At 62.9% G+C, this 20,112-nt stretch carries 15 protein-coding genes; 8 read left to right on the forward strand and 7 right to left on the reverse strand.

Annotated elements, in window-relative coordinates; translation table 11 throughout:
* Position 1: 1 nt before the first annotated feature.
* The 3 genes from ABDZ98_RS04675 to ABDZ98_RS04685 are packed head-to-tail and all read left to right on the forward strand — an operon-like array spanning position 2 to position 3,758.
* On the forward strand, positions 2–1,882 hold the full coding sequence (locus ABDZ98_RS04675; protein WP_160589273.1) for a DUF3604 domain-containing protein: 1,881 nt from the start codon (positions 2–4) through the stop codon (positions 1,880–1,882).
* On the forward strand, positions 1,879–2,757 hold the full coding sequence (locus ABDZ98_RS04680; protein WP_160589274.1) for a peptidyl-prolyl cis-trans isomerase: 879 nt from the start codon (positions 1,879–1,881) through the stop codon (positions 2,755–2,757). The genes ABDZ98_RS04675 and ABDZ98_RS04680 overlap by 4 nt, the downstream gene beginning before the upstream one ends.
* Positions 2,757–3,758 carry a HupE/UreJ family protein gene (locus ABDZ98_RS04685; RefSeq protein WP_202385883.1) on the forward strand — a complete coding sequence of 334 codons (1,002 nt, stop codon included), beginning with the start codon at positions 2,757–2,759 and terminating at the stop codon, positions 3,756–3,758. Before ABDZ98_RS04680 ends, ABDZ98_RS04685 begins: the two co-directional genes overlap by 1 nt.
* Here the strand turns inward: ABDZ98_RS04685 and ABDZ98_RS04690 are convergent.
* Positions 3,755–5,179 carry a sulfatase family protein gene (locus tag ABDZ98_RS04690; protein ID WP_160589275.1) on the reverse strand — a complete coding sequence of 475 codons (1,425 nt, stop codon included), beginning with the start codon at positions 5,177–5,179 and terminating at the stop codon, positions 3,755–3,757. The genes ABDZ98_RS04685 and ABDZ98_RS04690 overlap by 4 nt on opposite strands.
* A 229-nt stretch (positions 5,180–5,408) precedes the next feature.
* Between ABDZ98_RS04690 and ABDZ98_RS04695 the strand changes: the two genes are divergently transcribed.
* Positions 5,409–6,710 carry a surface lipoprotein assembly modifier gene (locus tag ABDZ98_RS04695; protein ID WP_237437301.1) on the forward strand — a complete coding sequence of 434 codons (1,302 nt, stop codon included), beginning with the start codon at positions 5,409–5,411 and terminating at the stop codon, positions 6,708–6,710.
* Positions 6,711–6,741: 31 nt separating this feature from the next.
* Positions 6,742–12,465: a beta strand repeat-containing protein gene (locus ABDZ98_RS04700; RefSeq protein WP_160589276.1), complete on the forward strand. Its 5,724-nt coding sequence runs from the start codon at positions 6,742–6,744 to the stop codon at positions 12,463–12,465.
* A 142-nt stretch (positions 12,466–12,607) separates the two neighbouring features.
* On the opposite strand, the gene ABDZ98_RS04705 is transcribed toward ABDZ98_RS04700, so the two are convergent.
* The 3 genes from ABDZ98_RS04705 to ABDZ98_RS04715 are packed head-to-tail and all read right to left on the reverse strand — an operon-like array spanning position 12,608 to position 15,283.
* Positions 12,608–13,171 carry a hypothetical protein gene (locus ABDZ98_RS04705; protein WP_160589277.1) on the reverse strand — a complete coding sequence of 188 codons (564 nt, stop codon included), beginning with the start codon at positions 13,169–13,171 and terminating at the stop codon, positions 12,608–12,610.
* Positions 13,168–14,571, reverse strand: coding sequence for a sensor histidine kinase (locus ABDZ98_RS04710; RefSeq protein ID WP_160589278.1), 1,404 nt, complete (start codon positions 14,569–14,571; stop codon positions 13,168–13,170). Before ABDZ98_RS04710 ends, ABDZ98_RS04705 begins: the two co-directional genes overlap by 4 nt.
* 19 nt (positions 14,572–14,590) lie before the next feature.
* Positions 14,591–15,283 carry a response regulator transcription factor gene (locus tag ABDZ98_RS04715; RefSeq protein ID WP_160589279.1) on the reverse strand — a complete coding sequence of 231 codons (693 nt, stop codon included), beginning with the start codon at positions 15,281–15,283 and terminating at the stop codon, positions 14,591–14,593.
* Positions 15,284–15,498: 215 nt separating this feature from the next.
* Here ABDZ98_RS04715 and ABDZ98_RS04720 point away from each other — a divergent pair, with 215 nt between their 5' ends.
* From ABDZ98_RS04720 to ABDZ98_RS04730, 3 genes are read left to right on the forward strand one after another with little or no spacing between them, the layout of a single operon-like run.
* A complete protein-coding gene (locus ABDZ98_RS04720; protein ID WP_160589280.1) occupies positions 15,499–16,260 on the forward strand; it encodes a hypothetical protein in 762 nt (253 codons plus the stop codon).
* A 51-nt stretch (positions 16,261–16,311) separates the two neighbouring features.
* Positions 16,312–17,346 carry a mannose-1-phosphate guanylyltransferase gene (locus tag ABDZ98_RS04725; RefSeq protein WP_160589281.1) on the forward strand — a complete coding sequence of 345 codons (1,035 nt, stop codon included), beginning with the start codon at positions 16,312–16,314 and terminating at the stop codon, positions 17,344–17,346.
* A 16-nt stretch (positions 17,347–17,362) separates the two neighbouring features.
* Positions 17,363–17,803 (forward strand): DUF2721 domain-containing protein, encoded by a 441-nt coding sequence (locus ABDZ98_RS04730; RefSeq protein WP_160589282.1) that lies wholly within the window; start codon positions 17,363–17,365, stop codon positions 17,801–17,803.
* A gap of 9 nt (positions 17,804–17,812) precedes the next feature.
* On the opposite strand, the gene ABDZ98_RS04735 is transcribed toward ABDZ98_RS04730, so the two are convergent.
* Genes ABDZ98_RS04735 through ABDZ98_RS04745 form a run of 3 tightly spaced genes read right to left on the reverse strand, consistent with a single transcriptional unit; the run spans position 17,813 to position 20,084 of the window.
* Positions 17,813–18,124: a polyhydroxyalkanoic acid system family protein gene (locus ABDZ98_RS04735; protein WP_160589283.1), complete on the reverse strand. Its 312-nt coding sequence runs from the start codon at positions 18,122–18,124 to the stop codon at positions 17,813–17,815.
* The gene (locus ABDZ98_RS04740) at positions 18,124–18,882 is read right to left on the reverse strand and encodes a hypothetical protein (protein ID WP_160589284.1); all 759 of its coding nucleotides are present in this window, start codon (positions 18,880–18,882) and stop codon (positions 18,124–18,126) included. The genes ABDZ98_RS04735 and ABDZ98_RS04740 overlap by 1 nt, the downstream gene beginning before the upstream one ends.
* Positions 18,882–20,084, reverse strand: a complete 1,203-nt coding sequence (locus ABDZ98_RS04745) for a toxic anion resistance protein (protein ID WP_419866754.1) — start codon at positions 20,082–20,084, stop codon at positions 18,882–18,884. The genes ABDZ98_RS04740 and ABDZ98_RS04745 overlap by 1 nt, the downstream gene beginning before the upstream one ends.
* Positions 20,085–20,112 lie beyond the last annotated feature (28 nt).

Consider the following 20,112-nt stretch of genomic DNA (forward strand, 5'->3'; position numbering starts at 1 on the left):
CATGACAGCCCGTATTCTTCTCACATCCGCCGCCGCACTGGCGCTGACTGCCTGCAACCAGGCGCCGTCCGATGTGTCTTCGGGCGTGCTCGATCCCGCGCTTGCGGAGGTGGCCGCGCCCGATATGCCGCAGGCTGATCGCCAGCTTTTGTGGGGCGATACGCATGTCCACACGATCAATTCGGTCGATGCCTTTTCCAGCGGTCTGGCCAATGCCGATATCGACAGCGCCTATCGCTTTGCGCGCGGCATGCCGGTGATTTTCCCGCGCACCGGCCAGCGCGTGCAGATCGACCGTCCGCTGGATTTCGTGGTGATCGCCGATCACGCGGTCAGCCTGGGTATCTCCAGCCGGATCGCCCGCAATGATCCCTCGATCATGCAATATCCCATCGCCCGCAGACTGCGGGAACTGTTTGAAACCGAAGGCGGACGTGCGCTGACGACGGCGGGCATGGGCGGCAGCAATCTGACCGAGGAGGAGCTGGCGGCATTCAACCGCGACATGCGCTCTGACGAGGTGCTGGCGGGCAGCTGGCAGGGGCAGATCGATGCTGCCGAACGGCACAACCGTCCGGGCACTTTCACCGCGCTGATTGGCTGGGAATGGACCTTCGCGCCCAATTTGCGCAACATGCACCGCGTGGTCTTCACCAATGTTGATGGCGATCAGGCCGGGCAGTTCCTGCCGCTGGCCAATTACCAGACCGACGGGCCGGAAGACCTCTACGCCTTCTTTGAGGAAACCCGAGCCCGCACCGGGGCCGATTTCGTGGCCATCCCGCATAATTCCAACCTGTCCGAAGGGCGCATGTTCGAACTCGTGGACAAGAACGGTGATGCCTTCGATGCCGCCTATGCGCAGACCCGCGCGGCGTGGGAGCCGGTGGTGGAGATCACCCAGTACAAAGGGTCATCGGAAACGCATCCGGCGCTTTCCTCCAATGACGAATTTGCCGATTTCGAGCTGCGCAACATGCTGCTCACCGGCGTTCCGACCGATCCGCTGGGCGGCTCCTACGTCCGCAGCGCCTTGCTGATGGGCATGGCCGAGGAACAGCGCATCGGCGCCAATCCGTTCCGCTATGGCATTATCGGGGCGAGTGACAGCCACACAGGATTCTCCTCGCAGCTGGAGAATAATTTCCTCGGCAAGCTGGGGGAGGATTATCTTCCGGCGGACCGGCTGGGGGATAACAAGGTGCCGATCATCTTCCCCGCCGCGCAAATGTCCGCCTCCGGCCTTGCTGGCGTGTGGGCCGATCACAATGACCGGCAATCGCTGTTCGATGCCTTCCGCAGGCGGGAGGTGTTTGGCACTTCGGGGCCGCGCATGTCGGTGCGGCTGTTTGCCGGCTATGATTTTGCCGCAGGGGATCAGGATCGACGGGATTTTGCATCGCATGGCTATCGCCTCGGCGTGCCGATGGGCGGGGTTCTGGCCCCCAGCAACGGCCGCGCACCGCGCTTGATGATACAGGCTGTGAAGGATCCCGAAGCGGGCAATCTGGACCGGGTGCAGGTGGTCAAGGGCTGGGTCGATGCACGTGGCCGGACGCATGAGAAGATCTTCAACGTCGCCTGGAGCGGCGGCCGGAGCATGCGCGCCGACGGATCTCTGCCGGCGGTGGGCAATACGGTGGACCTGACGACGGCGCGCTATACCAACACTATTGGCGCGGCGGAGCTGGCAACGGTGTGGACCGATCCCGAATTCGATCCCTCCATGCGCACGTTCTATTATGTCCGCGTGCTGGAAATCCCCACCCCGCGCCATCACCTGTTCGATGCGCTGGCGCTGGGTATCGATCCGGCAACGATAGACATTGTGCCCACCATACAGGAACGCGCCTGGTCATCGCCTGTGTGGTACACTCCGTGACGCTGAAATCATGGCTGCGGGAGCCGCTGGTCCATTTCCTTGCCGCTGGTGTCGCCTTGTTTCTGGCCGCATCGTGGATCTGGCCGGCACCCGAAACTGGCCGCGTCATCACCATTGGAGAGGCGCAGCTGCTCGATCACCTGCAGGCGCGCGCGCAACTGTATGACGAGGAGAGCTTTGCCCGGCTGCTGGAGGATATGAGCGAGCAGGATCGCGCCCAGTTGCTGCGCGATGCCGCCGTGGCAGAGGCGCTTTACCGCGAGGGTGAGGCGCTGGGGCTGGCCGATGCCGATCCGCTGGTGCGCCAGCGCGTGATCCAGCAGATGCGCCTGTTGCTGATGGAGGAAGCGGCCAGCGATGTGCAGCTTTCGGACCAGGACATCCGCAGCTTCTACGATCAGAACCCGCAACGCTATGCTGAGGGTGCGCGGGCCAGCTTCACCCATGTGTTCTTCTCGGCAGAGCGGCGCGGCACAGGCGCAGAGGCCGCCGCGCGCGCGGCGCTGGCGCAGATGCAGGCAGGCGATGTGCCTTTTGCGCAGGCCGGCCAATATGGTGACCGCTTCCTCTACCAGCTCAACTATGCCGAGGCTGGTGCGCGCGAGATTGCCGGGCAATTTGGTGAGGATTTCACCCGCGCGCTCTATCAGTTGCAGCCTTCCGATGAATGGCAGGGGCCGCTGCAATCGCAGCATGGCTGGCATGTCATCGGCCTGCGCGAGCTGACGTCCTCTCGCGTTCCGCCGTTCGAGGAAATCGCTGCCCGCGTGGCTGAAGATGCCTTGGCCGAAGAGCGCAGCCGCCGCGGCATGGCGGCGATTGATGCGCTGATGGAGGATTACGAGGTTCGCGACGAGAACGGGATTGCGCGCTGATGCGCTTGTGGCTGGCCTGCCTTGCCATGCTGGCGACGCTGCTGTCCGCGCCAGCCCATGCCGATGACAACCGACCGCTGACCATCACTGTCGAACTGGCCCCGGACGGGCTTGCCGCAGATGTGACGTGGAAAATCCCGGCCAATGTTGCGGCAGGCTTCATGCCCGATCTACTGCCTCCCGGCGGTTGCGTTGCCGAGGGTCATTTGCGCAGCTGGTCCGATGCCGTGGGCACATGGCACCAGCAGCAATGGGTCTGCCAGCAGCCGCTCAAGGGGCAGGCCATCGCCATCGCCTACCCATCGGCCAATCCGGGTCTTGCCACCATCGCCCGCCTGCATGAGCCGGGGCAGGCGGTGCAAACCATATTGCTCCAGCCCGGTGACACTGTGCTGCAAATCCCTGCTGCGCAGCAGGGGGAAGCGCGCGCGAGCACTTTTGCCGAATTCCTCAAGCTGGGCTTCGAGCATATCTGGCTGGGGATCGACCATCTGCTGTTCGTGACCGGGCTGATCATCATTGCGGGCACATGGCGGCGGATATTGGTGACGGTGACGGGCTTCACATTGGCGCATTCGGTCACGCTGGGTCTGGCGGCGCTGGACCTGATCAGCCTGCCTATCCGCGCGGTGGAGGCGGTGATTGCACTGTCCATCGTGTTCCTGGCGGTGGAGATCGTCAAAGGCCCGCGAGACAGCCTGACCTGGCGCCGCCCGGTGGCGGTGGCATCAACCTTCGGCCTGCTGCACGGTTTCGGCTTCGCGTCGGTCCTGCGCGAAGTCGGCCTGCCCGATCAGGGCCTGCTGACCGCGCTGTTTGCCTTCAACATCGGCATTGAGATCGGCCAGGTGATCTTTGCTGGCCTGCTGTTCGCACTGCTGCGGCTGGTCACGCGGCTGCGACCTGCGCAAGGTGAGATGGCAGGCTTGCAGCGCATGGCCGGATATACGCTGGGCATCGTCGCCAGTTACTGGCTGGTGGAGCGCCTGATCGGCGCCTAATCGTTCCAGCCATAATGGTCCGCCAGATATTGCGGCCCCCAGCCGAAACTGGCTGCATTGGGATCACTCAGCATGTCGGCGTTCCAGGTGTCATGTGCGGCTTTCAATTCGGCAAATTTTTCCGGCATGCGATTGATCAGATTGCCGCGTTCCAGCGGGTCCGCCACGATATCGAACAGATATTCGTAGTCATTGATCTTGAGGTATTTGTAGCGGCCGCGCCGCGTGGCCTTCTGGTCCTTGTTCCAGAAGCGCCAGAACAAGGTCCGCTCCGGCGTGGGCGCACCCATCAGGGCGGGGCGCAGATCCATGCCGTCACTGGGATAGTCGGGATGCGGTGCGCCGCCGGCTGCGTGCAGGAAAGTGGGCAGGAAATCCATCGACAGCACCGGCGTGTCGCTTTCGGACCCCGGCGCGGTCAGCCCCGGCCATTTGACGATGAAGGGCACGCGGATGCCGCCTTCCAGAAGATCGGTCTTGATCCCGGTGAAAGGCCAGTTGTGGGCGAAGCGCTCGCCGCCATTGTCGCTGGTGAAGACCACTACCGTATCCTGTTCCATGCCCAGTTCAGCTAGGCGGGCCAACACGCGGCCGATATTGGCATCGAGGCTGGTGACCATCTCGGCATAGGTGTCCATGCTGCCGCCGTCGTAGTGGGCGATGGCGAGCCCGCCCAGCGGTTCCTCCAGATTGGCCAGTCGGTCGCTTTCGGCCTGATCGTTCGGCCCCTGCCAGGGCCAGTGCGGCGCGGTGAAGTGGAGGGACAGCAGCCACGGCTTGTCGGGTTCCTGCGCGCGCGCATCAAGGAATTCGATCGACCGGTTGGCCAGCATGTCGGTGTAATATCCGACTTCGTCGATCCGCACGTCGCCGTCCCACAGATCGGTGACATCGGGCACGATGCCGTGGTGAAAGTAATCCACCCCGCCGCCGCGATTGCCCCAGAATTCGTCATAGCCGCTCTTGAGCGGGCCAAAATCGGGCAGGCCGCCCAGATGCCACTTGCCCACCAGGGCGGTGTGATAACCCTGTTGCTTGAGCAGTGAGGGCAGGGTGGGGTGCGCCGGGTCCAGCCCGATGCCGGGGCGGCCAATCGGTTCTTCCAGACCGGCGGCGATGCGATATTGATAGCGTCCGGTGATCAGTCCCACGCGGGTGGCCGAGCAGACCGCGCTGTTGGCATAGCCGTGGGTGAACTTCATGCCCTGCGCGGCAAGGCTGTCCAGCACGGGGGTGCGATATTCCTGCCGGCCGTAACAGGACAGGTCGGCATATCCCAGGTCGTCGGCCATGATGAACAGGAAGTTGGGCTTGCGTCCGGGTGTGTGGGCAAGGCCCGGAATGGTTACTGCAAGTGCCGCACTACCCAGGGCACTGCCAATAGCGGTACGGCGGGTAAAACCCTTCTTCACGTCGAACATCAATCATCCCCTCCCAAGGTGTGGCGCGCACTATAATGCGATTTGTTCATCTGGCCATGCCTGAGTGCAAGCATATTGCCCGCTTGGCCAAGAAGCCGCCAGATCATTGCAAATATTGGATTTATAACAGCGCCTGTCATGTCATGAACACTGCTTGTCAGCGGTAATGGCAGTATGCCTCCCCTACTCCACAGGTCCACCGAACTGCGACTTGGGGAGAATTCGGATAATGAACCGCGTGCAATGGCACCGCCGCCTGTACATGGCCCTGGCAGCAGGGCTTGTCCTGCAGGCCCCGGCGCCGCTTTTGGCCCAGCAGGCCGATCCCGGGCAGGCAGATGCGCTCTATCAGTCGCTGGCCCCGCAAGAGGCTGATCGTGCCGGTGATCCGGACTTTGATTATGCGCTGGCCATCGCGGCTATCGACAGCGGGCATTATGGGGCGGCGATCATCGCGCTCCAGCGTGTGCTGGCGATGCAGCCGAACAATGCCGAAGCCCGTGCAGAGCTGGCCCGCGCCTATGCCATGGCAGGTGATATCGATACCGCTCGTGCGGAATTCGCCACTGTGGTGGACGATCCCAGCCTGCCCGATCCCGTGCGCCAGCGCTTCACCGGCTTTGTCCGCCAGTTTGACCGGCAGATCGCCGGCGGCGGCAGCGATGTCTCGGGCTATTTCGATGCCCGCGCCGGACATGACAGCAATATCAACGCCGCCACCGACCTGACGCAGATCACCATCCCGTTGTTCGCCTTCCTCGGTGCGGGCAATCTGGGACCGGGCGCACGCGCGCAGGATGATGAGTTTTACGAGCTGACCGGCGGCGTCTCGGGCGTGACCGCGATCAGCCGGCAGGACCGGTTGTTCGGATCATTGCTGGGCAATTACCGCGACAACTTCGACAGTTCTGCCTTCGATCAGGCCAGCCTGACCGGGACTGCCGGATACGCCCACAGCTTCGCCAACCGCGATGTGATCTCGCTGTCCGGACAGGTGCAGCGCTTCTGGCTCGACGATGATGGCTACCGCGACAGTTACGGCGCCATTGCCCAATATACCGCGATGATGGCGCAGGGCCGCGCGATCACCATATCGGCCCAGTACAATCGCCTCGATTTCAATGGCCAGCCGCTGCTCGACGCGGATCGCTATGCGGTGGCGCTGGGCTATGTGACGAGCAATCTTTCCGCCACCGTTCAGGCCGGCAAGGAAGAGACGGTCCGTCAGGCGGGCGATGCCTTTTCGCACTGGTTCGCAGGCGCTTCCGTTGGCGGCGAATATCCGGTGAGTGAGCGCGTGGCCGTGCAGGGCGGGGTGGCCTTCGATATGCGCCGCTACGACACGGCCGATGCCCTGTTCCTGGTCGAAAGATCGGATGAACGGCTTGATGCGCAGCTTGGCGTCAAGCTGGCGCTGACCGGCAACCTCTATTTCCAGCCGCGCGCCACCTACACGCGCAACTGGAGCAACATCGCCCTTTATGACTACGACCGATACACGCTGACCGCGGGTATCCGGCTCGAGTTCTGATCTGATTTTCGCGAAACCGGGAGCTACCGATATGACCCGCATTGCCAGCCACACAATTTCCGCCAGCAAGTCCGCGAAACTGCTTCTCCTGTCCGCTTCAGTGCTGGCCATCGCCAGCGTTCCTGCCGAAGCGGCGGACGTGCTCTTCGCCAGCAATGGCACCACCACCGTCGAAGAGGGCCGCCCCTTCACCAATGGCGCGCAGGTGCTGCAGATCAGGCTTGAGAACGGCGCCACGCTGTCCTTTACCCAAGGTGCCGAGTTCACCCTCAACTCCGATGGATCGGTAAACCTGGCCAAGGGCGGCGTGACGGTTGCCGGCGCGGGTAATTCCCAGACGACGATCCACATGCCCGAGGGCGTGAATGGCACGGTGGGCGGCACGGGAAATGCCGCCACATTCGAAGTCTCAGAAACCGGAAGTACCAGCGGCCATACGCTGACCGGCACCTCCACCATCATGCGCGGGCGGGAAGACCGGAGCTTTTCCGAGGGGCAGATGTGGGCCAGTTCCGGCCGCAACGGCATTCGCCGCGTGATGGCGCGCGGGCCCCAGAATACTCCGCAGGCGCGTGAACCGCAGGTGGCGGATGTGGACACTGGCGGACCCCTGGCTGCGGCGCAGAATGGCCAGCCGGTTTCGCTGGGTGATGCGCTGGCATCCGCCGGTGCTTCGGCAGATATCATCGGCGCGGCTCGGCGCGTGGAGGCCGCCAATGGCAATCCGCAGCTGGAAACCTATCCGGTGGGCGATCTGGCCTTGCTGGTGGCGCTGGCTGCCGATTTGCAGAATGCCTATGGCGGCGCGCCTTTCCAGGCGGCGCAGGCCGATATCATCCGCACTTATCTGGGCTTTCTGGCGAATGGCGGATCGGGTGCCAACTTCCTGACCGCCTATTCCGGCTTCCTGACTCAATATCTGGATCTGGTCCGCGTGGGCGGCCTGCCTTCCAGCTTCGATGCTGCTGCGCTTACCGATATCAACGCCTTCCTTGCCTATCAGGGCAATCTGGGTGCGCTGGCCAACCTTTCGGCACAGGATCAGGCGCTGGCGCAGGCCTATCTCGCCTTCCTGCAAGGGGGCGGCAACGGGGACCTGTTCGCGGCCCAGTTCACCGATCTGATCGAGGCCTATTTCGCCTTCGTTCGCGGCGGCGGAAACCCGCTGGAGTTTACCGGCGCATCACAGGAAGTCGTCGATGCCTATATCGCATTTCTTTCACAAAGCGGCCTGTCCGGGCAGCTTTCGGCAGACAACCAGACGCTGATACAGGCTTACCTGACCAGCGGCGGTTTCAACTTCGCCGCGCAATATGCCGCAGCGCTTGAAGCCTATTTCGCCTTCCTCCAGCAGGGCAACCTGCCCAGCCAGTATGCCGATCTGGATGCCGGCGTGGTGCAGGCCTATCTCGAAGCGCTGCAGGCATCGGGCCTGTTTGACCAGTTGCTGGGCCAGCAGGCGCAGTTCTATGCCAATTACCTCGCCTTCCTGCAGGGTGGCGGCAATCCGGACTTGTTTGCCGGTCTTCCCAATGCCGACCTGGTGCCCTTTGCCGATGCGCTGAATGACTATGCGGCGTTTCTGGCGGGCGGTGGCCTGCCCAGCAATTATGATGCAGCAACGCTGGAGCTGCTCGCCTCCTACCTCTCCGCCATTGATAATGCCGGACAGCTGACAAATCTGCTGGGTGGCAACAGCAGCCTGCTCGATGCCTATTTCACCTATCTGGCGGGCGGCGCGAATGCCGATCTGTTCGGCGGCTTGCCGATCTATGCCAGTTATGGCGCGGCGCTGCAGGCCTATTACACCTATCTTGCAGGCGGCGGACTGCCGGCCAATTATTCCGCACTGACGCAGCAGCAGATAACCAACTATCTTGCGGCACTTTCGGCTGCGGGCGGATTTGCCACGCAGCTGGGCGATCTGAGCGACTTCTTCACCGCCTATTACGCCTTTGTCTCAACCGGCGGCACCCCGGCACAATTCAGTGGGCTGCCGCTCTATGCCAATTATGTTTCGGCGTTGAATGCCTATTACGCCTTCCTTGCAGGCGGTGGTCTTCCGGGTGACTATACCGCGCTGACACAGCAGCAGATATCGAACTATCTGGCCGCGCTTGCTTCAGCAGGCGGTTTTGGCGCCTTTGCCAATCTCAACGGCTTCTTCACCTCTTACTATGCCTTCGTGCAGGGTGGCGGCGATCCGGCTGATTTCAGCGGACTGCCGGTCTATGCAGATTATCTGACGGCGATCAGCCAGTACTACGCCTATTTGGCGGGCGGCGGCGTGCCGAGCGCCTACACCGCGCTAACCCAGCAGCAGATCCAGGCCTATCTGCAGGCACTGGCCGATTCCGGGCTGCTGACCATCAACTTCTCCGGCGACATCCTCAGCTTCTACACCAACTATCTCGCTTACCTTGCAGGCGGCGGCGTGGCTGACAATTTCGGCGGATTGCCGGGAGCAGGTTCGGGTGGCGGTTCGGGGTCCACTGCAACCCAGCTCGCGGGCGCCAATGTCTGGCTGTATGATGTCGGTCGCGCTTTCCGGGGTACGGCATCCACTGCCGATGTGACGGTAGATGGCCAGATCACGCGGACCGTTACCGGTTCCACGGTGAATGACTTTACCGGCGGAAACCGCACTCTGCGAGAATTTGGCCGGGTCGGCAATATCGTGGCCTGGACACGCTATGAACGCGGACTTGTGGGCGGCAATGCGAACTTCAACGAGCATTTGCTGGTAGGTGCTCCGGCGACCAATCTGCCCGCCAGCGGCAAGGTAAACTACCGCCTTGTGGGCGGCACCGCGCCTACCGATGCGCTGGCCACGGCAGGTTCCAGCGGTTCCTTCAGCGGATCGCTGGCTGTCGCCTTTGGTGCCACGCCGACGGTCGGCATATCATTCGATGTCTATAGCGGAACGCTGGGCTGGCATGCCCAGACCGCTGGCGGCGCGGCTGACCCCACCAATGGCGGTGCGCAGGTCGGTTCAGACGGCAGGTTCACCACCAGCCTGCAGACCACCGGACTGATCGGCGGTGCCTGCGCGCTGAGCGGCTGTACATCCGGTGCGCATGGCGGTCTGTTTGGCGATGGCGCAAGCAATGTCGGTATTGAGTATTTCATCGCCGATTCCACCACCGGCGGCATCCAGAACGTCAACGGCGTGGCCATATTCGGCACCACCGGGACCGAGCTGGCGCAGATCGGCACTACTCCCACTCCGCCCGTGACAACCACCGTGGTTCAGAACCAGAGCTTTGCCTATGCCAACCCGCTGATCGGCGATGATGTCTATTCGCTGATCCCGGTGACTTATGACGCCAACGGATTTCCGGTTGGCTATCTGGCTTCGGCGGATGAGGGGCTGACCAGCGGAACCACAACCTTGCTCGACAGCGGCAAGGCGGGCGGAGTCATTTCCTGGGCGCGCTGGGCAAATGGCACACCGGGCGGCAAATATTACAACAGCGCCATTGAGCCTGTTGGTCCCAATGGCGGCTATCACGTGATCGCGGGCTCCGCGCTGACCAATATGCCGGCGAGCGGCGCGGTGGCGTATGATCTGATCGGATTCACCACTCCCACACGCCACAATGAAAGCACCAGCACAGGCTCTGTAACGGGCGGCGCGGCTGTGGTGTTCGGCGTAAATCCGGTGGCGGCGCTTGATCTGACTGTGGTCAGCGGATCGGACAGCTTCAACCTGTTCACCTCTGGCAAGCTGACCGATCCGACACAAAGCACGCTGGCGATCCGGGCCAATGGCTCATTCGAGACGCTGGGGGTCGGGGCAAGTCAGGGAGCGGTTTCAATCGCGTCTGCTTCGGCGTTCTGCACCTCTGGCTGCAACACATTTGTGGAGGGTTTTCTGGCAGGCGACGGGGCGAGCCACATGGGTCTCGCCTATTCGATCCGATCCAATACCGTGCCCAACCAGTTTATTGACGGCAGCGCAGCCTTTGCTGCGGGCGCAGCGATTAATCTGGGCGGCGGTGGCGGCGCGACGGGCACGGCGGACGGTGTCGTCCCGACCAGCGCCACCGGCAAGTACATCGCTTATCAGGGAGCTGGCGGTGACAATAACGGGCCGGTGAGCAGCGTCACGGTGACCAGCGGAAAGTTTGTTTCCGCTGCCGGCATTGGCAATGGCGCAGCGATCAGCATCACCACCAATGGCAATAGCGTTACTGAAACCGATGGCGATCAGGGCGTGATCGGCTGGCAGCGCAGTGAGAATGTGGGGGTCGACTATCGCTCCTCCAGTGGTCAGGGCCTGTCAGCCAGCGCTTTTGCCGGCCAGTCATGGCACACGGTCTGGGGCACGCCTCTGGTCAATCTTCCCACCAGTGGCCTGATCAATTACGAACTCATCGGGTCAACCAAGGCCACGCAAACCAATGCGCAAGGTGGGCTCGGCTCATTCACCGGAGCGTTGGCGGTGGATTTCGGCACGCTCAAGGTTGGCCTTGATGCCAGTGTCGCCTTTGGCGGCAACACCTATGCCTTTGCAAGCGCAGGCGGGGTCACCGCGCCGAGCATGTCGCTCACCGATGATGGCTTTGGCGGGCGGCGATTTGGCTCGAACCTGACGACCACGGCCAACGGCACCACCAGTGTCACGCGCGGAACATATGTGCAGGGCTTCCTTGCCGGCGACGGCGCAAGCCACGCCGGTCTGACCTATTCGATCAAGACGAGTTCCAGCAACGCCATTCAGGGCGCGGCGACCTTCCGTGCGACAGGAAGCGGGACCGGTGGCGGAACTGGCGGTGGCAACACCACCTCCAACTTCACCGGCACGCGCGACGGGATCGTCTATTACACCTATACCAACGGCTCGCTGGCGAATGGCTTTGGCGGCAGTGCAACCTTTGCCAATGGTGCGGTGACAGGCCTCAGTTCGATCTTTGGCACGATTTCGTCCAATGGCGCACAAATCGTCGAAGCAGGCGATGTCGGGGATCTGGCCTGGGCCCGCTGGACGGGCGGCACGGTGGTGGCAACCGGTGTTTTGGGCGGATCGACGGTGATCGGCGCAAATGGTGGCTATCATGTGTTTGCCGGCAAGACTTCCACCAGCCTGCCTGCCAGCGGCACGGTGAATTACTCCCTGATCGCAACCACCTCGGCAACTGACAATAAGGGCTCAACTCCGGGCACAATTTCGGGTGACCTGGCTATTGCTTTCGGTTCTACTGCCAAGGTCGGGTATAATATGCAGATCGCCGTTGGTGGGCGTAGCTGGGGCGTGGAAACGGCCGGCGGAGTGGCCAATCCCTCAGCCAGTCAGGTGAACCTCGTAACCGGAACCGGAATTGCTACATTCTCCGGGCAATTTCTGAACACGGTAGGCCAAGTTACCGCTACCGGCGGGGCATGCGCGGGGAGTTGTTCCGTCAGTGTCGGCGGTTCGCTCTATGGTGCAAATGGCGCTTTTGCCGGGGTCGCTGTCAACGTGACCGATTCCAGCGTCACCAATGGTGTGATAACCGCCAGCGGCCTGGCGATCTTCAGCGCCGATGCTCCGGCCTCGGGCGGCCTTGCGCCATCCACGACCGGGACCACCCAGGCATCGCTTGCCTCCGTCACCGACTGGGATCGCTGGGAAGTCAATTCGGGCAGCATCAACGCCGGCAGCGACATGGCGATGTTGGCACCGGGAATGGAAGCGCTGGCGATGCGCGGCATCCAGTTCTCGGCCGAGCAGCTGGCCCAGCTTGAGGCCTATCAGGCAGCCGCCATGCGCTGACCGCGCGCAAAGCAAAACGCTTCGTGCGCGGACCGGCAAGGGGAAGCTGGCCGCGCGCAATCAGGGCCGGTCCGACCATTCAGGTCGGGCCGGCCATTGCCTTGTATAGAACAGCGATGTCAGAAGGAGATGGAGCGCGCGCTCAGCGGAAGACGAGGTAGATGCTGGTCGCTTCGGTGCCGCGGTTTTCCAGCTCTATGGAAAAGCGCTCGGTAAAGATCGGCAGCCAGCTGCAATTTGCCCGCGGGGCCAGTGGCCGGGCGCAAATGGCCTCTTCGCGCGGGTTGCTGATCTCCAGCGCCACATTGCTGCCGCTGCTTGCCTGCGCGGCAATATCGGCGCGTTCACCGGCGTAGAATATCTGTTCGATCCGCACGCTCTCGCCCGCTTCCAGCCGTGCGCGGCGATAGGCCGGGCCCAGCGTGCGGCCACGGAATGGAGTGGCTGAAGATGGCTGGTACTGCGCCCGCCATTCACTCAGCGGATCATCCGTGGCGCCATCCATCAGCGCAACATTCATGGTGTTGAGCCGGTCCACCAGCGGAGCGCGCTCACGCTTGTTCCGGGCGGATTCGGCAGCCACCAGCAGCGCTGCGGTATCGCTCAGCACATCGCCGGTCGGCTCGACTGCGGCCAGATCGCGATCGCCCGCGCCAACGCAGCCTGCCAGCGACACAATCAACAGCAGCGTACAGGGCCGTTTCATGCTTTCACTTCTCCACTGGTCCACATGGCGTGAGGCTTGATTACGAAATGAGCGCCTTTCTGGCTGGCGACAAGGCCAATTCCCATGCCGTGGCGCATGGCGATGGCACGCGCCAGCGCCAAGCCCAGGCCGTGGCTGTTCTTGCCCTGCACGTGATGGCCGGTGCGAAAACGTTCGAATACCAGCGGGCGCAGCGCTTCATCGATCCCCGGCCCGTCATCGCGCACTTCGATCACCGGCCCATCGGCGATGGACAGGGTAACCTGCCCGCCGCGCGGCACATATTTGAGCGCATTGTCGAGCAGGTTGGAGATCAGGCGGGTGAGCTGCATCGGCTCGCCCAGAATATGCACTTTGGGTTCAATGAAGCTGCGCAGCGAGATGCCGGCTTCTTCCGCACTGCCATCGTAAAGCTCCACCAGATTGCTGGCGAGGGCCGAGAGATCGACATCCTCCAGCCCGACAAGATCGCCCACCCGGCTTTCGCTGGCGGCGATGTCGAGCAGGGAATCGAGCATGGTGACGACCGATTTGATGTCCTGTCGCCCCTGTTCGATCATGGCCGGGTCCACCCCTTCGGGCAGGCTGCGCATGGCATTGACCAGTCGGTTGTCCAGATGGGTCAGCGGGGTGCGAATTTCATGGGCGATGTGATCGGACATGTGCCGGTGCGTTCGCGCCAGTCCGGCACTGCGACCAATGGCCCGCGTGCTGAGATATGCCAGTTCACCGACCTCATCATCAAACTGGCTATCGGGCAGATCCACATCGCGGCCATGCTCAGCCGCGCGAAAAGCGCTGGAAATGGCGATGATGCGCTGGCGCAGCTTGGCAACGGCATTCCGGCCGATCAGCCATACGGCCAGCACGATGACCGCTGCCGTGCCCAGGAACACCGCCACCAGCCGCAGCAGCGCAGTGCTGTCACGCTCATAGGTGCGGGCCACCAGCAGATCGAGATCAGGGGAAAGCCGGGTAGCCCGGGCAAACACCTTTGTCCCGTCCACCAATGTCAGAAAACCCTGTTCGGACAGCCCCGCGCCCAGCGTCGGCCACTGCTTGATATTGCCCCCCAATATTGTCCCGTCAGGACGAACCAGCATATAGCGCGCCTGCCGCCCCTCCAGGCTTACCAGCGTGGATCGATCCTCCAGCCGCGCCAGCAGCTCCTCCTCGCCACTGCTGGCATAGATATCAACCAGGCCGGCAATGTCGGTATCTACAGTGGCGGAAAGCGATCGCTGTGTAGCGTTCCAGCTTTCCCACATGGTCACGCCGAACAGTACCAACAGCGACACCAGCGCCAGCCCGATGGCACCGCGCACCAGCCGCGTGAAAATCGACCTGCCGGATTCGGGCCTGTCGATGGTCGTTTCGAGTTTGGGCAGGGGTTCTTGCATTGTTACTGTGCCAGCCAGACTATTCGCCGCGCGTCAGCCGGTAACCGGTGCCCCAGATCGTTTCCAGCGCGGGTGCATCAAAGCCAGCCTCCAGCTTGCGCCGCAGCCGACCGATATTGACGTCCACCACATTGGTCTGGGGATCGAAATTCATCTTCCACACATCGCGCAGCAACATGTCCCGCGTCACCGTCTCCCCCGCGTTCTCCATGAAATAGCGGAACAGTTCGAATTCCTTGGGGCTGAGCGGGATGTGCACATTACGCCTGAAAGCGGTGCGCGCCTTCACATGGCATTCGAACTGGCCATAGATGATGATGGCAGAATGGGTGCGTCCCTCGGCGCGGCGAACCAGCGCCTTGAGCCGGGCCATCAGCTCATCAGGTTCATAGGGTTTGGCCAGGTAATCATCCACTCCGGCATCCAGGCCCTCAACCCGGTTGGCGGCGCGTCCCAGTGCGGACAGCATCAGCACCGGCGCATCCACGCCGCTGGTTCGCAGGCGGGCGACAATTTCCAGCCCGTCCATATCGGGCAGCATGCGGTCCAGGATGATGGCATCGAATGGCTCCAGCGCGGCGCGGCGCAAGCCATCGGCCCCGCGCATTTCCCACACGACCTGGCTGCCCTGCCGCGCCAGCAGTGCCGTAAGGTCAGCCGCGGCATCGGCGTTGTCCTCAATATAGAGCAGCTTCAATCCCTGATCCTGCATAGCTTGGAGGCCTGCGCCAAAGCCTGTGTAATTGCCCCACGGCGCATTGCCAAAGCATATTGGTCAATGCGCCATCTCCCGCCTTACCCCTTTGGCAGGCATCGGTGTGGGACAGCCATTGTTCAGGTCATGACGAATGCTGTTAGAATTGCCATTATGTGCCCGCAGGCGATAGGGTTTGGCATGGGCAGGTGATCTATGGCGATTTTCGAGCGATGATACGGCACTCCAGCCAGCAGGACCTGGGCACAGCGGGCGGTTATCAGCCGCGCCGCCGGCCGCGCTGGTGGCTGGTGTTGCTGATTGTGCTGGGACACTTGCTGGCAGGGGTGCTGCTGGCACGGCTGCTGGCCCCGGACTTCACCGCCAGCATGATAGAGCGTGCAACTTCCACGATTACCGTGATCATCACCGCACCTCAACAGCCGGAGAACGAGCCTGAGCCGGTGCAGAACCCCCAGCCTGACGAGGGCGCTGCCGCTGCGGCAGGGCGCGATGCCCAGGCGCGCGAGCAGATGGCACCGCAAAACCCGCTGCCCAGCCCAAGTCCGCTTCCGCGCACGGCATCCACCGGCAATGCCAATGCGGCAGGTGCAACCGCGCAGGGCGATGGGACTGGCGCTGCGGGCGAGGGGATTGGCACCGGCAGTGGCCGCTTTGGCCAGGGCCGCGGAGGTATTGCAGTCACCAGGCCGTCCGTTCGATCCGGCACGATCGATTCAGCGCGCGATTTTCCGATACCCGAAGGTGGACGATCCGTGCGCGAGGGCACGTCTGTGACGGTGGTGTTCACCGTGGGCGTGGATGGCCGGGCGTCTGCTTGCAGCGTCAGCAGCCCCGGTCCCGATCCGCAGACCAATGCGCTGGTCTGCCCGCTGGTGGTGGAGCGGATCAGGTTCAATCCGGCAACCGACGCTCTCGGCAATGCGGTGCCTGCACGCTATGGCTGGCGACAAGATTTCTTCCGCAGGCAATAATTCCCGCTAAGAGCCGCGACAGGCAAGGCAACCCAGAGGAGAATAAAGCAGATGAGCGCTATCCATCCGGTTGTCCTGTGCGGAGGGAGCGGCACGCGCCTGTGGCCGCGCAGCCGCAAGGCCATGCCCAAGCCGTTCCTGCCGCTGGTGGGGGACCGGACCCTGTTCGAGGCGACGCTGGATCGGTGCGGCGATAACGGCCTGTTTGCCGCCCCCGTGATCGTGACCGGCGCAGCACACCTGCCGCACGTCGAGGCGCAGACTGCGGGCATCGCCGGCGTTCAAGTGATAGTGGAGCCGGAAGCAAAGAATACCGCCGCCGCGATTGCGCTGGCCGCTGTCCGCCTCAGCCCTGATGCGGTGATGCTGGTGTGTCCCAGTGACCACCATATCGCCGATGTGGCGGCCTTTTGCAGCGCCGCACGCTCGGCCGCCCAGCTGGCCCGGCAGGACTGGATGGTCAGCTTTGGCATCACCCCCACAGCGCCCGAAACGGGCTTCGGCTATATCAGGAGGGGCGAGGCCCTGGATGGCGGCTACAAGGTCGATCGCTTTGTCGAAAAGCCCGATCTGGAACGGGCGCAGGCCTTTCTGGATGATGGCGGATACAGCTGGAACGGCGGCATCTTTGCCTTCCGCGCGGGCGCTTTCATGGATGAATTGCGGGCCCATCGACCCGATATCGCCGAAGCAGTGGAGCGCGCCGTGGCCGCCGGGCGCGAGGATGGCCACGCCTTCCACCCAGCTGCCGGGGCCTTCGCCGCGATAGACGGGGAATCGGTCGACTATGCGGTCATGGAAAGAACCAACCGCGCGGCGATGGTGCCCGTGGCGATGGGCTGGTCCGACATTGGCAATTGGCATGCCCTGCGCGATGCGCGAGAGGCTGACGAGAACGGCAACCGCGTGCGCGGCAATGCCGAACTGGTCGATTGCCGCAACGTGCTGGCGGAAACCGACGGACCGCGCATTTCGGTGATCGGGCTGGAAGATGTCGCGGTGATCGTGGATGGCAACGAGATACTCGTCACCACCATGCAAGGCGCCCAGAAAGTGGGCAAGCTGGGCGGTGCGTCCAACCAATGAAAGAGCGTATAGTCACATGATCGCGCAAACCATCCAGCTGGCTCTGGCCCCGGTGTTCGTGCTGGTGGCCATCGGCAATATCATGAACATCCTGTCCACCCGGCTTGGCAGGATTGTCGATCGATCGCGCGAATTGCAGCGCCGCCACGCGGATACCGAGGGCATGGACCACGATGCCGTGGTGCGCGAAATCCGTCTGGCGGACCGGCGCATTGCGCTGATCGGCAAGGCCATATTGCTGCTGGTCATCTCCGGCCTTTTCATCGGCCTGACCGTCGCATTGCTGTTTATCGAGGAATTCGTCGACACCGGCATTCAGCCGCTGGTGGCAGGCACATTCATCCTGGCCATTGCACTGCTGATGTCCGCGCTGATCCTGTTCCTGCGCGAAACGCGCATGGCGGCGGAGGCGCTGCGCATTCCGCGATCCTATCTGGAACTGGACCGCAAGCTCTAGCGCGTCAGGTTATTCGGCTGGCGGCGGGGCCAGCAGTTTCTGTCCGCCCTGCCTGATGGCCCCTTCCACGATCGGCTTGATGAAGCTGAGCGCGGGCGGCAGGTCCATGAAGAACACCACCTGATCCTCGGCAATATCGATATAGCCGGCCAGGTGCTGGCCCATCACCTTGATGGCCATCGTCATCCGGTCTTCGCTTGGCCAGTCAGTTTCCACATCGGCCATGCCGCCGGGGATGGCATCGGCGATTTCATGGCTGGAACCGCGCAGGCGGCGGCGCACTTCCTCGCGGCCCAACTGGTGCGGAATGGCGACTTGCATCAGGTCTTCTCCGGAGCGGGCAAAGCTTCTGCATCGCCATATTTGTAATCGAGATAGCGCGTGCGGATGGCCAGATCGTCCAGCGATCCTTCGGCCAGCTGCCGCGTCACGTGGTCAATTTCCTTGCTGATCTTGCCCAGGCTATCCACCAGTTGCGCATCGGGCGTGGAGCCGGCGCGCTGCTCCCGGCGCAGGTGCCCGGGGATCCGGCGATAGCTGTCGATCATCTCGGGCAACACCTCGCCCACCAGCTTGCGCGTTTCGGCAGCGGCGGGATGGGCGGGGTCGACATGTTCCAGCTGCAGGCCCAGCGCATCCAGCTGCACGCCGATATCCTCGACAATCCTGACGGCGGGCGGGGGCAGGGCGGGGCGCTGATGTTCCAGCCACAGTTCGGTGCGGGCCACCAGCTGGCGGGCATCCTGTGTCCTGGTCAGATCGGCCCGCTTGGGCATGCTGGTCCTGGGATAATTGCCGAAGATCACCACCGCCGCGACAATCGCCAGGAAGGTGATCATCACGCCAATAAAGCCGATGCCCTCAAGCACGATGCCTGCCACCGACGATGCCAGGACAATGGCAAACAGCGATGCGGCGATCAGCTTGATGCGCTTCATCATCGTGCCGCGCCTCAGCCGCCGCGATCCCTCGCCAATGGCCGGACCCAGCCGGTGGCGGCCGCCCTGCTGGTTATCCCGAACCAGCGCGCGGCCCTCGGTAATCAGGCGCTCGCTGTGGCGGGTGAGGTCTTCTGCCATCAGCTGTCGAGACTCAGCAATGAGCTGTCATTGGCAGAAAGCTGCGCCTGCGCCTGTCCTTCGGCGCGGGCGATATAGCCTTTCGACTTTTCAACCTCGCCTGACAATACTTCCACCGTCTGCTTCATGCTGGAAAGCGCGCGCAGCTTGAAGCTGTCGACCTCATCCATCGTGTCATAGATGTTCTGGAAGGCGCGTTGCAGCGTTTCCATCGGAATGGTGCTGCTGGCGGCCTGTTCGTGGATCTGCGCGGTGTTTTCACGCAGCAGCTGGCCGGTGGAATCGATGATCCCGGCGGTGGTCTGGTTCAGCGCGGTTATCTGCCCCAGCACCAGCCGCTGGTTGGTCATCGCCTGCGCCACGGTCACGGCGGTGCGCAATGCGCCCACGGTGGTGGTGCTGGCGCGATCGACGCCCTTCACCAGCTCGACATTGTTCTTCTTGACCAGATCCAGCGCCAGATAGCCCTGCACGCTGACAGCCATCTGCGTCAGCAGATCCTGCGTGCGCTGGCGGACATAGAACAGCGCGGTCTCACGGATCGCGCGGGCCTTGTCGGGATCGCTCGAGTCCAGATCGGCGGCCTTGTCCTCCAGCCGCTCATCCAGGGTCTTGGCGATGTGGATCATCTGTTCCAGATTGCCCATCGCCTCCCACAGCTTCTGCCGCTCCACATCGATGGCGGCATTGTCCATCAGCAGCTCGTCCTTGCCGCTGGAAAGCCGCGCCAGGATCGCCTGAATATGGCCCTGCGCGGATGTGTAGCTGTCAAAATAGTTCTTCAGCTTGTTGCCGAACGGAATGATGCCGAACAGCTTGCGGCCGCTCATCTTGCCCTTGCGACCGGGATCGAGGTCTTCAACCGTGCGCCGCAATTCGGCCAGATCGGTGCCCACGCCGCTTTCCTGATCCATCGCGCGCACCGGGCGATCGAGGAAACGGTTGGACATGCCGGCTGCTGCCTGGATTTCCTTGCGGCCCATGTTGGTGATCTGATCCACCTTCTTGCCGAAATCGGGCGATTTGGCGTCCAGCGCGACCAGTTCTGCAACGAAGCCGTCCACCTTTTCGTCCAGCGCGCTCTTCTTTTCCTGGTCCACCGGGACAAGGCCGGCGGCCTTCTCAGGGGCGACAGCGGGCACCGGATCAGGGGGAGTAAGCTCCAGATCGCTTGCCACTTTGGTCGTTGTTTCGGTGCTGATTGCCATGTCCTGCCTCATCCCTCCTGGA

This window comes from Alteraurantiacibacter aestuarii, assembly GCF_039523595.1.
GTDB classification, from domain to species: domain Bacteria; phylum Pseudomonadota; class Alphaproteobacteria; order Sphingomonadales; family Sphingomonadaceae; genus Alteraurantiacibacter; species Alteraurantiacibacter aestuarii.